Raw genomic sequence first — 13,926 nt, 5'->3', positions numbered from 1 at the left:
GCCGTCGCGACGGAGCTGTCCCGACAGTTCGCGGCCGTCGCTCCGGAGGATCGCCCTAGCTGCGCAGTGCGGTGAGCGCCTGCTCGAGGTCCGCCAGGAGATCCTCGACGTCCTCGATGCCCACCGACAGCCGGATCAGGTTTTCGGGTACGGCAAGTTCCGTGCCCTTGACCGACGCGTGGGTCATGTCCGACGGATAGTTCATCAGCGACTCGATGCCGCCGAGGGACTCAGCCAGCGTGAACACGGAGGTGGCTTCGGCCACCTTCTTCGCCGCCTCGGCTCCGCCCCTGAACGTCACCGAGATCATGCCGCCGAAGCTCTTCATCTGGGACGCGGCGAGGTCGTGGCCCGGGTGGTCGGCGAGGCCCGGATAGTACACCTGCTCCACTTCGTCCTGCTCCAGGAGCCACTGCGCGATTGCCGTCGCGTTGGAGGAGTGGCGGTCCATGCGGACGCCGAGCGTCTTGAGGCCGCGCGTGGTGAGCCACGCTTCCATGGGCGCCGACACCGCACCGACGGCGAACTGGATGAAACCCACCTTCTCGGCGAGATCGTCGTCGTTCACCACGACGGCGCCGCCGCTGGCGTCCGAGTGCCCGCCGATGTACTTGGTGGTCGAGTGCACCACGACGTCGGCGCCGAAAATCAGCGGCTGCTGCAGGTAGGGCGAGGCGAAGGTGTTGTCCACGACGAGGAGCGCGCCGGCGTCGTGAGCGAGCTGTGCGACAGCGGCGATGTCGGTGATCTTCATCATCGGGTTCGACGGCGTTTCGACCCAGACCATCTTCGTATTGCCATTCGCGATCGCCGCACTGACGGCGTCGAGGTCGGCCATGTCCACCGCACTGTTGGTGATGCCCCACTCGGACAGCACACGGTCGATCAGCCGGTAGGTCCCCCCGTAGGCGTCATTGCCGAGCACGATATGGTCCCCCGGCCGCAGGGCTGCACGGATCAGCGCGTCCTCGGCTGCCAGTCCCGACGAGAAGCTGAAGGCGTGCTTGCCACCCTCGAGGGCGGCAAGCTGGGTCTGCAGCGAATCGCGCGTCGGGTTGGTGCCGCGGCCGTACTCGTAGCCGTTGCGCAGCTTGCCGATGCCGTCCTGGGCGAAGGTGGTGGTCTGGTAGAGCGGCGGGATGACCGCTCCCGTAGTGGGATCCGGTGTCTGGCCGGCGTGGATGGCGCGGGTGTTGAAGCCCTGGGCGTCAGAATGCGTCACGATGCTCCTGAGAATGGGGGTGGTTGGATGCTCATATAGGTCAGCAAGTCCTGGCGCGTGAGAATTCCCACCGGCGAACCGATCTGCGTCACCATGAGGGTGTCATGGTGCTGGAGCCTCTCGCGGGCCGCGTCCACGGCCTCGGATGAACCGATCAGCGGAAGCTTGCCATCCATGTGCTCCGAAATCACGTCTGTCGGCTTCGCTGTGCCCTGGAAGATTCTCGCGGTGAGCGAGCGCTCATCCACCGAGCCCAGCACCTCACCCATCTTGACCGGTGGCTCGTGCGAGAGGACCGGAATGCTCGATACCCCGTACTCGCCCATCATGGCGATGACGTCGCGCACCGTTGCCGACGGCCGGGCGTACACCAGTTCCGGGGTGGTCCCCGTTTTCGAGTCCAGTACCTTCCCCACCGTGTTGTCGCCGCCATCCCCGTTCGAGAAGCCAAGTGACTTCATCCAGTCATCGTTGAAGATCTTGCCGAGGTAGCCGCGGCCGCCATCGGGCAGGAGGACCACGACGACGTCGTCAGCCGTCAGGTTCCTGGCCACCCGCAGGGCGGCCACCACGGCCATGCCGCATGATCCGCCGACCAGAAGCCCCTCCTCACGGGCAAGGCGTCGTGTCATCTCGAAGCTCTCCGCATCGGTGACGGCGAGGATCTCGTCTGCGACAGTGCGGTCATAGGCATCGGGCCACATGTCCTCCCCGACGCCCTCCACGAAGTAGGGGCGCCCGGTACCGCCGGAGTACACGGAGCCGTCCGGATCAGCGCCGATGATCCTCACGGCGCCGCCGTCGCGGCCGGCCGATACCTCCTTGAGGTAGCGTCCTGTTCCGCTGATGGTTCCGCCGGTGCCGACCCCGGCGACGAAGTGCGTCAGACGCCCATCGGTGTCATTCCAGATTTCTGGACCCGTGGTCTCGTAGTGGCTCAGGGGTCCGTTGGGGTTCGAGAACTGATCGGGCTTCCAGGCGCCGGGGATTTCGCGGGTCAGCCGGTCGGAGACGCCGTAATACGACTCAGGGCTCTCGGGAGCAACGGAGGTCGGGGTCACCACGACCTCCGCGCCGTAGGCCTTGAGGACGTTGCGCTTGTCCTCGCCCACCTTGTCCGGCACCACGAAGACGCACCTGTAGCCGCGCTGCTGGGCGACGAGGGCAAGGCCGACGCCGGTGTTCCCGGAGGTCGGTTCCACGATGGTGCCGCCGGGCTTGAGCTTGCCCTCGGCTTCGGCTGCATCGATCATCTTCGATGCAATGCGGTCCTTCACCGATCCGCCCGGGTTCAGGTACTCGACCTTCGCAAGAACCGTTGCGGCGATCCCCTCGGTCACGGTGTTGAGTTTGACCAGTGGGGTGTTGCCGATCAGGTCGACTATCGAATTTGCGTACTTCATGCCTACAAAGTTACCAAGCGGCACGATGTCAGGGATCCACAGGTTACGCCGGAGGACGTTTCCGGGCCTTTCCGGCGCCTCCTGCATCGCTTTTCATGCCATTCGCGCTCCCCTCGGCGTGCCGAGTGAAACACGCCGTTATTCGTACAAACGCCTGCCGGCACGTGGGCGCGTTCCCGCCACCGGCTGCCGTGCTGCATGACATATCACGCCATTGCCGCCAATGCGCGGCGTGTCCTCCGAGACACACCGTTTCACGGACCGCCCTCCCGGGAAACGCGCAACTTCCGGTGCGGCTGCCGGCCGTATTCCACCGGCCCATAAGGCGGACCGGTGGAATACGACGGCGCCCGGCCGACTTGCACCCACTATGACTACTATCGCGATTATCGGAGCAGGATCAGGTCTCGGAGCAGCAGTAGCACGGCGGTTCGGCGCCGAAGGATTCTCTGTGGCCCTCATTTCCCGGAACCAGGGGCGCCTCGATGCGCTGGCTGAGGAACTGGGGAAGGACGGCGTCCACGCGAAGGGCTTCACCGCCGATGTGCGGAATCCGGCGTCGATCTCCAGTGCGCTCGAGCAGGCAACCGAAACCCTCGGCCCGATCGAGGTGCTGCAGTACAGCCCGCTGCCGCAGAAGGACTTCATGCGCCCCGTGCTCGAAACGACGCCGGCGGATCTCGTGGGACCCATCGAATTCTCGATCTACGGGCCCGTGGCCGCGGTGCATCAGGTGGTTCCGGGCATGCGCTTCCTCGGCGAGAACCGCGGCACCATCCTCTTCGTCAACGGCGGCTCGGCTGTCAAGCCCGGCCGCAACGTGACCGGCACCTCGGTGGCTTTCGCCGGGCAGGCCGCCTACGCGGAGCTCCTGCACGAGGTGCTGGGCGAAGAGGGCATCCAGGTGTCCCAGCTCATCATCGGCGGGCGCATCATCGCCGGCGATCCCGAGAAGGATCCGGACGTCCTCGCCGGCATCCTGTGGGACCTGCACATCCGACGGGACCGCTTCCGGCACCAGGTCAGCGAGGACTGAGCCGGAGCGGGGGGCCGCAAGCCCTGCGGCAGCACCGATCCTGTTCCGCAATCCCGTGGGACGATTAACGGGTGACCGTCCTGCCCACCTCCATCCGCGCCGCCGGCCTGTCCGCGGTGTGGGAGCCGGAGGGTGCGTACAACCTCGCCCGAACCATCGGGATCCTCCAATGTGGAGCGCAGGACCCGGCGTACATCATCACCGGGGGCGCGCATTGGCTCGCTTTCCGGAACGACGACGGCGCAACCACGCTCCGGCTGCTGCCGCGCGGTACGCTCAACTCCGCGCGGATCGAAGCGGCGGCATGGGGCCCGGGATCGGAGCTCGCTCTGGAGAGCCTCCCCCGGCTCCTCGGAGCCGTAGACGATTGGTCGCAGTTCGACGATCCCGCCTACCGCGAGACCCTGCCCGCGCTCGCCCGCAAGGGCCGCTACCTCAACCCCGGCCTGCGCCTGCCCACGACAGGCCGGATGCTTGACGCCGTCGCCCGCTCGGTTCTCGAACAGAGGGTGACCGCGCTCGAAGCGAAACAGTCGTGGCGGTACCTGTTGAACCATTACGGCAATCCCGCTCCCGGGGCCGGCGATTACGCTCCGACCGGGCTCCGGCTCCCCCCGACCGCCGATCAGTGGCGCCGCATCCCTTCGTGGGAGTGGCACAAGGCAGGCGTGGACTCCCAGCGCTCGGGAACCATCCTGAAAGCCGCGCTGGTGGCCTCCGGTCTCGAACGGCTCGCGGGCCTTCCCAATGCGGAGGAACTTCGAACCGGACTCCGCTCGGTTCCGGGCATCGGCGTCTGGACGGTGGCTGAAGTGCTCCAGCGGACACACGGGTGCCCCGATTCGATTTCAGTGGGTGATTTCCACCTCGCCGCCTACGTCGGCGCTGCCCTCACCGGCAAACGGACGGATGACGCCGGCATGGTCCGCCTGCTGAAACCGTGGGCCGGCGAGCGGCAACGCGTGGTGCGGATGCTGTATGCAAGCGGTTTCCGGAAGCCCACCTTCGGCCCGAGGCTGTCCCCGGAGGACCACCGGCGAAGGTGAGGGATCACTCCCGCTAAGCTCGTGGAATGAGCAAACCTGTCGATGTCCTTGCCGTGTTCACCCCCAACGAGGGCGAGTTCTTCCGCGTGAAACTCGCGCTCGAGATCGCCGTAGAGCGGGTCGCCGAGGAACCCGGCTGCATCCGGTACGAAATCACCGACGCCGCCGAGGACCGCATCGTGCTGACGGAGAAGTGGGAATCGACGGAACTGCTTGATCTGCACCTCGGGGGCCCTGCGGTTCAGGACCTCGGGGAGTCACTCAGCGCGCTGCTGGCCAGGCCCGCCGAGGTCACGCGCTCGGACGAACACTCCTGATTTACACCCGCGAACGGCGGTTCCGCCCGCGAACGGCGGTTCCGCCCGCGAACGACAGTTCCGCCCAGGAACGAGAAAGCCCCCGCTCACCAGCAGGGGCTTCCTCGAAATCGGCTCAGTTCTCCTGCGAAGGAGCGGCCTGTCCATTGCCGGCTGTCGCCTGCTGGGCAACCTGTTCGTGGACTGTCTTCATATCGAGGCCCTTGACGGCGTCGACGAGTTCCGTGAACTGGCTGGCGTTCATGGCTCCGGGCTGCGAGAACACGAGCACCTTCTCTCGGAAAGCCATCAGGGTGGGGATCGAGGTGATGCCCGCTGCCGCGGCGAGGGACTGCTCCGCTTCGGTGTCGACCTTGGCGAAGGTGACGTCGTCGTGCTGCTGGGAAACGGCATCGTACACCGGCGCGAACTGCTTGCACGGGCCGCACCACTCTGCCCAGAAGTCAACGAACACGATGTCGTTGCCTTCGATGGTTTCGGGGAAGCTTGCTTCGGTGATATTGATTGTCGACATGCTTTAACGCTAGCGAAGATGCCCGTCGATGTCGCCCTCTGTTCGCTGAGGATGAAGGGGGCCGAGGATCAGGAGGACGCCCTTGCCCGTCGAAACGCAGCGCTGCTTCCCGGTCGCCGATGCCGCAGCGTTCCTCCTCGGCACCTGGGAAGCCGAGCGCACCCTGATGGACAATTGGGGAGGCCGGTATGGAACTTTCACCGGCACCACAACCTTCACGCCCGACGACGCCGGCTGCCTGTCCTGGGCCGAAACGGGTACGGTCTCCTGGCAGGATTTCCGGGGACCCGCCTTCCGGGAGTACCTTCTGGAAGCGGGAACTGTGCCTTCCAGCCTCCGCGTACTGTTTCCCGACAGGCGGCCGTTCCACGACCTGGACCTTTCAACAGGCTCCTGCACTGCGGAACACTGGTGTTCACCGGACGCCTACCGGATCCGCTTCACCGTCCGCACGCCGGACGTTGTCGAGTACTCCTGGGATGTCCAAGGGCCGGCGAAGGACCAGTTGCTGACCACCGTGCTCCGTCGTCGGAATCCACCAGCGCCGCCGCATGAGCTTTGAGGCCTCCGACCGGGTGTCCACACCGGTCCTTGAGATCGCGTACGAGACGGCGGGGCCGGTGGACGGCCCGCCCGTGGTCCTGCTGCACGGCTTTCCCTACGACGTTCGCGCGTTCGACGACGTCGCCCCGCTCCTCGCGGAGCGCGGCCACCGGGTCCTGGCCCCCTACCTCCGCGGATTCGGTGCCACGCACTTCCACGAAGACGTCCCGGAGGGGGACGCCCCGCGGTCCGGACAACAGGCGGCCCTTGCACAGGACCTCCTCGACTTCCTGGACGCCCTCGGGATCGGAAGCGCCGTCCTGGCAGGCTACGACTGGGGCGGCCGTGCGGCGTGCATCGTCGCCGCACTTTCCCCGGAGCGCGCGTCAGGGCTGGTGACCGCGGGCGGCTACAACGTCCAGAACATCGCCCGGGCCATGGAACCGGTGGACCCTGAGGTTGAACGTTCCTACTGGTACCAGTACTATTTTTCCACCGAGCGAGGCCGCCGCGGCCTCGAAGCGAATCGCGATGCACTGTGCGAACTGCTGTGGCGAACCTGGTCGCCTGACTGGCGGGGCGCGTCGTCGTCGTTCCCCGCGAGCGCCCGGAGTCTGCACAATCCGGATTTCGTGGACGTGGTCATCCACTCCTACCGGCACCGCTACGGCCTTGTCGAGGGTGATCCCCGCTACCAGGAGCTGGAGGATCGGATCGCGGCACAGCCGGCCATTCCGGTGCCCACCATCGTGCTCGAGGCCGGGAACGACGGCGTCGGCGGTGCGACCAGCCCCGAGGACCGGCATCACTTCCGCGGACGGTACGAACTGCGGAACCTACCCGGTGTGGGACACAACATCCCCCAGGAGGCGCCGGACGCCTTCGCCCGGGCGGTTCTCGACCTGCTTCCGCCCGGTTAGGCCTTGGCCCGTCGCGTGCCCCGTCCCACCCGTGGGAACCGCAGAACACGCGGGAACTCGAACAGCAGGGTGACCGACGCATGATCGCCCCGGCTGTAGACGTAGGCGACGCCCAGCGGGATACCGACTCCCAGGATCAGCAGCAACGGGTACAGCAGCCAGGGGCTGGACAGCCCGACGGCGTCGGCAAGTGCCACGGTGATCATGATCGGCGCGAGGTGCGTGACATAGAAGACGATCGAGTTCCTGCCGACGAACTCGAGCCAGCGCACTGCGCGGCCACGAGGAATCAGGGGGAAGAGCCATGCTGCGAGCACCAACGCGCCCACCACGCCCCAGGCGAACTGCGTTTGGTACAGCACCCCCACCTCCATGGTACTGAGCCACGCGACGCTTGCGGCGGCCGCTGCGGAAAGTGCGACCACCCACCAGCTCCGGGTGAACCGCAGCGCCGCGTCCCAGTGCTGGGAAGTCCAGGCTCCAAGGAAGAAAAAACCGAGGAGGAACATCAGCATCCCGAACATTCCGCCGTTCGGCAGCACCAGGGAGGCAAGGAAAGCAGCGAAGGATGGGTACAGCGGTGGAATTCTCCGCAGCGGGAAGGCACCCGCGTAGAACACGAGGAGGAACCAGAGGTACCAGAGGTATGTGGGAGGGAAGTAGGCAATTTCCGCAAGGTTGGCCGGCGTGAGGTTGGCACTTGCCCCAAGGATGATGACCGACCAGATGAGGTAGGGCCAACCGACCCTGGCGCCCTTGCCGGCGAAGTAGGTACCGGCAGGCTTGCTCAGGGACCGTGGCAGGAGGAGCCCGGAAAGGAACATGAGCACGGGGATGCGGAAGGGTTCAAGGAACTGGTTGAAGGCCTCGATGGATGCGGGAATGCCCCCTTCCGTGAACCGCAGTGCCTCTCCGGCGTGGAGGACGACCACCAGCAGGATCGCTGCTCCGCGCAGGCTGTCGAGCCAACCGATTCTCGTGCCCGTCGCTGCTTTGATCGCACTTCCCCGTCGTCGGCCCGTTCCTCTTGCTCTTGCTCTTCAGCCTAGGTGTTCTGCAACAGGAAATGGTCCCCCTAACCCGGTCTCAAGAGGCAGGGGGACCATCCGGCGTCTATAGCCGCCTAGGAGCAGCTCGACCGCTGCGGTGCTGGGGTAGCCGCCGCGGGAACTACTCCCGGTTAAACAGTGCGCTTAGCATTAACAGCAGTCAATCCCACACGGGCGGCGTACGCCAAGGGAGAAATCGGAAACTTTCTCGGGCCGGCCAGTCACTGCAGATCGGCTGGAAGTCTGTACGGAAAACTGCCCCAAAACTGCGGATTCCGCTCTTGTCGGCCGTTACGGATGGGGATAATGTGGCAGCTGTTACTGCTTCGGGTCTCTGAAATGTGCGAGGAAGTAACAGGGGGGTCCGTCCGGTGCTGGAGACAGGGGCGGACCCCTCCTTTTACCGTCCTTGAAATGACGCGAGTGCTAGGAGACACATTGTGATCATCACCCTCCCCGTCGAAGTCGGCGAGCAAGTAGCCTGTCCCCACCAGTATGTGGGCACCTGCGCGGACTGTCCGAAGAAGCTGTAGCGGCGCCGTTCTCCGCCGCTTCCCGAATTCTGGGGAGGTCCACTGCTACTTCCGTTCAGTCATGCTGTTTCATCGGCACGTGTGGGCGAATGTGGGCAAGGGACGGGGCACCGGAAGAGGGCCTCCCCGATAGGCAGACAAAAGGCAGACTCAAGAGACTACCCAGGTTCGAAGAATCACCCAAGGGGCCTCGCATACCCTTGATACGGACCAATTCGACCTGGGAGGAACGCTTGGCGACCCTGCACGCAACAACACCAACCGCCACAGCGGCCCGATCCGGAGCCATCGATGCCCTCCGCGTCGTCGCTGTCGTCGGGATCGTTACCGGGCACGTCTGGGCGGGGCCCATCATCGACGCCGGCCTCTACACGTGGCACGTACCCGCGTTCTTCCTGCTATCCGGGTACCTCTGGAAGAGCAGGAAACCGGACGCCCGACGGGCCGTCGCAGCGGAAGCGAAAAAGCGATTCCGGACCATCATGACGCCCTACGTCGCATGGTTGGTCGTGACCCTCCTCGCTCACGTCGCCATCCACAGCCACCGCGGCACGCTCACTCCGGAAGCTGTGACCCTGCCTCTTATCGGCGGGTCCCTCAATGCGGGGCCCTTCGGGGCTTACTGGTTCATGCCTGCACTGTTCATTTCGGCCATCATGTTCCGGGCAGTCGAGCGTGTTCCCCTTGTCCCTCGGGTAGCGATCATCGGCGGGATCACAGTCGTCACCCACCTGTTCGGGGACGCTCTCGCCCTGCTGCCCATGTCACTCGGGGTCGCCGGATCCGCGCTCATCTTCATGCTCGCGGGTCACGGACTGCAGCACTTCCGTGCCCTGGTGCAGGCGCCGATCCGGATCGGGGCGGCGTGCCTCCTTGTGGGTACCGCACCTATCCTCGCCAGGACGTCAGCACCACTGGACATGAAGTACGGCGAGCTCGGCACACCTGTGCTCAGTGTTGTCGCAGCGGTGCTGATCGGCTTTGGTCTCCTCCTGATTCTCGAGGGCGTGTTCTCCCGGCTGCCCGGATGGGTTCATGCGATGTCCACGAGGCTCGCCGCCGGGTGCCTGATGGTAGTGCTGACCCACACGTACGTTCTATGGTTGCTCGCGATTCCGGACACGGGGCGATCCTACTGGGTGCTGATCGCCGCGGTGGCCCTACCTTGGGCAGTCGCCATGATCCTGAACCGGACGCCGCTCTCCCAAGTCTTCCTCGGAACACCACGCGCCGCTTGAGCGCGACAGGCACCCACCCGCGCGAGGAGGATGGGACGGCCTTGTAGGCACGCTCCGATGCACTTTCTCAACAATTTTCCCCGACAGGAGACAAAAAAAGACCCACCGGGACCTATTTCTAAGTTCCGATGGGTCTTACTTCGCTGCTATTCCGGCGATGTGGCAGATGAGGGATTCGAAACCTCTCAAAGGTGCAGGTCAGCGACGAAAATCCTAGATTCTAGGGAAAGTACATCACTGTAAATCGCGCCGTATCAGGTAGTTTTATGGGCGAGTGTGGGCAAAATGTGGGCACGGGTTAGTCTGTCGGCCGGTTGATGAAGTCTTCGAGGTCTGCCGGCCGGTAGCCGATCGTCCGGTAACCCAAGCGAACAAACTTTGGGCCGAGCTGCTTGTACCGCCAGCCCTTCAACGTGGCAGGTGAACAGTGGAGGATCGCCGCGGCTTCCTGCGCGGTGAGGATTCTCAACGGATCTCTTGCCGCGTCTGCGCCGGTAGGGTCTTTTTCGTTGGTTTTCATTGGGACATCATCCACTGATCGAACCGATGACATCCACGGTGTAAACGTGGCGCTCCCGCATAAGTAGTTCTCTACGACGGCAGGGGCTACTTTCACCCAGCGGGTATGACATAGTTTCCTCATCTCAAACTACGTACCTGGGGGAACCATTGAAGAAGTACATCGCACCTCTCAGCCTCGCAGCACTGCTGCTCGCCGGCTGTAGCCAACCAGTCGCAACCGACGCCCCAAGCGTTGAACCCGCAGGCGGCGAATCAGCGTCCTCCGAAATCATTGAAGAAGCCACATCCGAAGCGTCGGAAACCCCGGTCGTGTCAGAGCCGTCACCGCTGCCAGACGAAACCTCAGCCACGCCAACTGCGGAAGCTACGCCTGAGGGTGAGATGTCTCCCCGTGGCAATGTCGTCCTCACTCCAGGTGAGGGAACCGGCATTGAAAACGGTGAGGGAGAATTGCAAGCTTCTTTCGTCGTCAATTCGATCACTGTTGACGCACCATGCACGAGCCCGGATGCTGAGCTTCCCGAGAATGGGCATTTCGTGACACTGGACGTGTCCGTAGAGACCACGCCCGCGGTCGGTACGGACGACGGCCTGTCGTCCTTCTCCATGGACCCCTACAACTTCAAGCCCATCGCCGCGAACGGCACAACATCGAACGCAGACCCAAGCTCAATAGCGGCCATGTACTGCTATGAGGAAGCGCAGATGCTTCCATCGAGCATCGGACCAGGCGAAAAAGCGACCGGCCTAGTAGTCCTGGATGTAGAAAGCCCCAGCGGGATCCTCGTCTTCAATGACCTGTTCTCGATGCACGGTTGGGAGTGGGCGTACTAGCCGTCGCGGTGGCGCGCCCGGTTCGGTAGTTCCCGTGGCCGGCACGCACTAGCACTCACCCATGCTTCCCTGGCGCCGGAGAACTCCACCCAATGCACCAGTACCCGTTCCGTGGTCCATGCTTTGGCGAAGCCCTTGGCCGTAGCCTCGGCGCCGTCCGGGTAGGTGAGGTCACACCAAACCGCGGGGGCGTCCCCGTTCGTCCAGTGGATCGGCTCGGCGGGCTCGTCAAGCTGTATTGGTGGGATGAACCTGTCGGCTGATGGTGGGATGCCGTGCCATCCCGGGTAGTCGCGTTCCATGGGCTCAGGGTAAGCGCCGGCTCTGACTACTTGCTTTCGCCTTGGGGAGAACAGGTAGTGACTACTCAGGACGCCAGCCAGCCACCCTCATAGCGTTGTTCTATGGGATATACAGAGCACAAACGTCAGTGTTGCGGCGAAGTGGCGGAAGCAGTGTTCTGCGAGGACTGCACGGCGGAAGCACCCCGGCCGGTCGGTCAGGATGAAATGCATCATCCTCGCGGGTTGCATTACGCGGCCCTACGCCGCCGGCAGCCACGCGCCCCGCTCGGTGCCCGTGTAGTGAGATCCGGCACCGCGTCCCGCGCCTAAGGGCCTAGGCTCAAGCGCTAGAAAGACCCCACACCTTCGAAAAGTGGGGTCTTTCTAGTTTCGTGCTTGCCCAGCATCTAACCTGTCATGATGCCCACATGTTGGCTTCGCGGACATCGAAGGCGATCCCTGTGACGGAGTTGATGAACACATCGACGCCATTTAGCCCTGTGGCGGGGATGGTGAAAAACTTGCGCACGTCATGCCACGCCCCGTCCCCCGGAACGCTGAACGTCTTTTCCGTGGTGATAATCGACCCGCTCGCTAGACGTACCTTCACGCTATTAGCCGCCGTGGACCGAACCACGAAATGGGTTTCCCGCGTCCCGCCCTGCAACGCCTTCGATGCGTCCCAGCGTGCACTGGTGGACAGCGCCGCCGTACTGGCCGGTGAAGTCGCGATGCCGCCGGCAGCCGTCCACCCGCTACCGAACCACCCGGTAAGGCTTGTGAACGCCCCTGGCAGGAGGTTGTGACGGTACGTGGACCCGGGGGTCAGCGCCGGCACTGCGTTCGCTGTTCCGACCCTGATTCTCCCGGCGTCCCGTTCGGCGGCCAACCATTCCATGCACGCGGTGAACGTCGCCGTCGTCATGTACCCGGCCGCAGTGTTGTCGAGCTGGCCGGGATGCAGCATCATCACAAGGCTGTTCGCGCCCTTCTTCGCAGCGTTGACGGAAGCCTGGAAAGCAGTGAGTGTTGATTTCTCGTAGGTCAAGTGGCCCTGCCCGAGGACGTGGCCACCCTGCGGTGCGAGGTGTCCCCCGCGTGCCCCGTAGATGATTCCGTAGCGGGACATGAGGAGTTTGCCGGCGGTCGTGCCGTGGAAGTCTTTTTCCTCGGCCCCGTAGTACCCGCCGTAAGGAACCCCCGTCCCGGTCCCTGGCATCACCCACCCGTGAACCCGGAGGTTCATGTTCGCTTCCATGACATCGGCGGATTCCACAATTTCCCGGGCAAGTTCCGCGTCCGTCGAGGCAGGTCCATGCGTGTAGGAATGCCCCACCACCTGAAACCCGTCATTGATATGCCACGACTGAATTTCGGCGTACGTGGAGTCCGCGACGATGCCATCGACGGTGCAACCCATGATGCAGGGCAGGTTGTTGGCCCGAAGAACACCCACCACTTTGGTGCGGAACGCCGCATGGTAGTCATCGAAACGCAACACGATGAACGGAAGCCCACCCGTACCCAACGAGCCACCCGCTACCGCTTTCACCGTCTGCTCCCGGACCTGGTGCTTCAACGCGTACTCGGCCGTCAAGGCATCATTCGTTGCCCTGGCGAGCGTATTGATGTTCTCCTGCACCTCAAAGACCCCAGGGCCGGGCGGCTGGTAGCCGTTCGGCCCATATAAACCCTGCTCGACTCCCTCCTTATACGTGAGGTAATAGGGCGTAGCGATGATCGGGAGGTTATAGGGATTTGTGCGAGTCGTCATTCGTGGCCTCCTAAGCCATTTGAGTTTGATGGACCACCGGAAGTGACGGCCCTAAATTTGTCGTGCTGAACCTCTGTGGTGCTTACTGCTGGACGGTCCGCACACCTCCTGAATGTCAGAACCATCCCGAATGTCAAACCGTTTGACGTTCGGGGAGAGAAATCCGTCTTTGCCACGGGCGACGGATGGGGGTGGGGGGAGGGCGTGACCCCCGCCATCAGTTCATCCCGTGGCAAAGCGGCAAATGTGTGTGCATCGCCCTCGGGTCTGACATTGGAAGGCCCTATCTGACATTGGAGGTGGTCCATGGCTCGTGAGTTGAGGCCGTGTGGCACTTATGCGTGGCCCCGTAGCCCCTTCCACTCCCCCTCGCTCTTGCACTAGCGGCATAGGGCTTGCCTGCCCGTATAGAACTCAAACCTTTGTCACGCGGGCGCGAGGGACTACATGACGAAGACTTTGCGGTTGGTTGGCTGGACGGCTTCGCGCTGGTATGCGGTCGTTGCGGTTGCCCTGCGTTCCCGGTAGATCTGCGCTGTGGCGAGTTTGAGGGTGACTCCGTTGTAGTCGCCTCGTGCGGTGTTGATGATGACTTGTGCGGTCGTATGGTTTTGTGAGACAGCTTGATTGGAGCCTCCGTTTCAGATGACCGCTCATAGTAAGAAGACGTACGACCCCGCGTTCCGTGATG

14 protein-coding genes are annotated in these 13,926 nt (G+C 63.8%); 7 read left to right on the top strand and 7 right to left on the bottom strand.

The window, feature by feature from the left end:
* Window positions 1-55 precede the first annotated feature (55 nt).
* Complete coding sequence (locus tag IWX75_RS03500; RefSeq protein WP_196820888.1) at window positions 56-1,222, bottom strand: cystathionine gamma-synthase; 1,167 nt, start codon at window positions 1,220-1,222, stop codon at window positions 56-58.
* Complete coding sequence (locus tag IWX75_RS03495; RefSeq protein ID WP_196820887.1) at window positions 1,219-2,625, bottom strand: cystathionine beta-synthase; 1,407 nt, start codon at window positions 2,623-2,625, stop codon at window positions 1,219-1,221. Before IWX75_RS03495 ends, IWX75_RS03500 begins: the two co-directional genes overlap by 4 nt.
* A gap of 370 nt (window positions 2,626-2,995) precedes the next feature.
* Here IWX75_RS03495 and IWX75_RS03490 point away from each other — a divergent pair, with 370 nt between their 5' ends.
* The 3 genes from IWX75_RS03490 to IWX75_RS03480 all read left to right on the top strand — a co-directional run bounded on the left by IWX75_RS03490 (window position 2,996) and on the right by IWX75_RS03480 (window position 5,024).
* Window positions 2,996-3,661, top strand: coding sequence for an SDR family NAD(P)-dependent oxidoreductase (locus tag IWX75_RS03490; RefSeq protein ID WP_196820886.1), 666 nt, complete (start codon window positions 2,996-2,998; stop codon window positions 3,659-3,661).
* 71 nt (window positions 3,662-3,732) lie between these two features.
* On the top strand, window positions 3,733-4,707 hold the full coding sequence (locus IWX75_RS03485; protein ID WP_196820885.1) for a DNA-3-methyladenine glycosylase family protein: 975 nt from the start codon (window positions 3,733-3,735) through the stop codon (window positions 4,705-4,707).
* Window positions 4,708-4,733: 26 nt separating this feature from the next.
* A complete protein-coding gene (locus tag IWX75_RS03480) occupies window positions 4,734-5,024 on the top strand; it encodes a putative quinol monooxygenase (protein ID WP_196820884.1) in 291 nt (96 codons plus the stop codon).
* A 115-nt stretch (window positions 5,025-5,139) separates the two neighbouring features.
* Here the strand turns inward: IWX75_RS03480 and trxA are convergent, their stop codons facing one another.
* Entirely contained in the window at window positions 5,140-5,538 is a 399-nt protein-coding gene (gene trxA, locus IWX75_RS03475; RefSeq protein WP_026532551.1) for a thioredoxin, read from the bottom strand.
* A gap of 82 nt (window positions 5,539-5,620) precedes the next feature.
* Here trxA and IWX75_RS03470 point away from each other — a divergent pair, with 82 nt between their 5' ends.
* Both IWX75_RS03470 and IWX75_RS03465 read left to right on the top strand, forming a co-directional pair.
* Complete coding sequence (locus IWX75_RS03470; RefSeq protein ID WP_196820883.1) at window positions 5,621-6,100, top strand: DUF6314 family protein; 480 nt, start codon at window positions 5,621-5,623, stop codon at window positions 6,098-6,100.
* Window positions 6,090-7,001 (top strand): alpha/beta fold hydrolase, encoded by a 912-nt coding sequence (locus IWX75_RS03465; protein WP_196820882.1) that lies wholly within the window; start codon window positions 6,090-6,092, stop codon window positions 6,999-7,001. The genes IWX75_RS03470 and IWX75_RS03465 overlap by 11 nt, the downstream gene beginning before the upstream one ends.
* Here the strand turns inward: IWX75_RS03465 and IWX75_RS03460 are convergent.
* Window positions 6,998-7,975, bottom strand: coding sequence for an acyltransferase (locus tag IWX75_RS03460; protein WP_334684143.1), 978 nt, complete (start codon window positions 7,973-7,975; stop codon window positions 6,998-7,000). The genes IWX75_RS03465 and IWX75_RS03460 overlap by 4 nt on opposite strands.
* An 841-nt stretch (window positions 7,976-8,816) precedes the next feature.
* Between IWX75_RS03460 and IWX75_RS03455 the strand changes: the two genes are divergently transcribed.
* Window positions 8,817-9,821: an acyltransferase family protein gene (locus IWX75_RS03455; RefSeq protein WP_196820880.1), complete on the top strand. Its 1,005-nt coding sequence runs from the start codon at window positions 8,817-8,819 to the stop codon at window positions 9,819-9,821.
* 298 nt (window positions 9,822-10,119) lie between these two features.
* Here the strand turns inward: IWX75_RS03455 and IWX75_RS03450 are convergent, their stop codons facing one another.
* The gene (locus tag IWX75_RS03450; protein WP_196820879.1) at window positions 10,120-10,341 is read right to left on the bottom strand and encodes a helix-turn-helix transcriptional regulator; all 222 of its coding nucleotides are present in this window, start codon (window positions 10,339-10,341) and stop codon (window positions 10,120-10,122) included.
* Window positions 10,342-10,880: 539 nt separating this feature from the next.
* On the opposite strand from IWX75_RS03450, the gene IWX75_RS03445 reads away from it, so the two are divergent.
* Entirely contained in the window at window positions 10,881-11,177 is a 297-nt protein-coding gene (locus IWX75_RS03445) for a hypothetical protein (protein ID WP_196820878.1), read from the top strand.
* Here the strand turns inward: IWX75_RS03445 and IWX75_RS03440 are convergent.
* Entirely contained in the window at window positions 11,174-11,479 is a 306-nt protein-coding gene (locus tag IWX75_RS03440) for a hypothetical protein (RefSeq protein ID WP_196820877.1), read from the bottom strand. The genes IWX75_RS03445 and IWX75_RS03440 overlap by 4 nt on opposite strands.
* A gap of 397 nt (window positions 11,480-11,876) precedes the next feature.
* Window positions 11,877-13,235, bottom strand: a complete 1,359-nt coding sequence (locus IWX75_RS03435) for a polysaccharide deacetylase family protein (RefSeq protein WP_196820876.1) — start codon at window positions 13,233-13,235, stop codon at window positions 11,877-11,879.
* Window positions 13,236-13,926: the final 691 nt, after the last annotated feature.

The sequence above is a fragment of the Arthrobacter sp. CAN_A6 genome (assembly GCF_015751715.1).
Lineage (GTDB): Bacteria > Actinomycetota > Actinomycetes > Actinomycetales > Micrococcaceae > Arthrobacter_D.
This window is presented reverse-complemented; position numbering and strand designations above follow the sequence as displayed.

Excerpts from the sequence above, each read along its gene's own strand:
- IWX75_RS03495 (WP_196820887.1), bottom strand. The coding sequence starts at position 2,625 with ATGAAGTACGCAAATTCGATAGTCGACCTGATCGGCAACACCCCACTG.
- IWX75_RS03490 (WP_196820886.1), top strand. The coding sequence starts at position 2,996 with ATGACTACTATCGCGATTATCGGAGCAGGATCAGGTCTCGGAGCAGCA.
- IWX75_RS03480 (WP_196820884.1), top strand. The coding sequence starts at position 4,734 with ATGAGCAAACCTGTCGATGTCCTTGCCGTGTTCACCCCCAACGAGGGC.
- trxA (WP_026532551.1), bottom strand. The coding sequence starts at position 5,538 with ATGTCGACAATCAATATCACCGAAGCAAGCTTCCCCGAAACCATCGAA.
- IWX75_RS03465 (WP_196820882.1), top strand. The coding sequence starts at position 6,090 with ATGAGCTTTGAGGCCTCCGACCGGGTGTCCACACCGGTCCTTGAGATC.
- IWX75_RS03450 (WP_196820879.1), bottom strand. The coding sequence starts at position 10,341 with ATGAAAACCAACGAAAAAGACCCTACCGGCGCAGACGCGGCAAGAGAT.
- IWX75_RS03440 (WP_196820877.1), bottom strand. The coding sequence starts at position 11,479 with ATGGAACGCGACTACCCGGGATGGCACGGCATCCCACCATCAGCCGAC.
- IWX75_RS03435 (WP_196820876.1), bottom strand. The coding sequence starts at position 13,235 with ATGACGACTCGCACAAATCCCTATAACCTCCCGATCATCGCTACGCCC.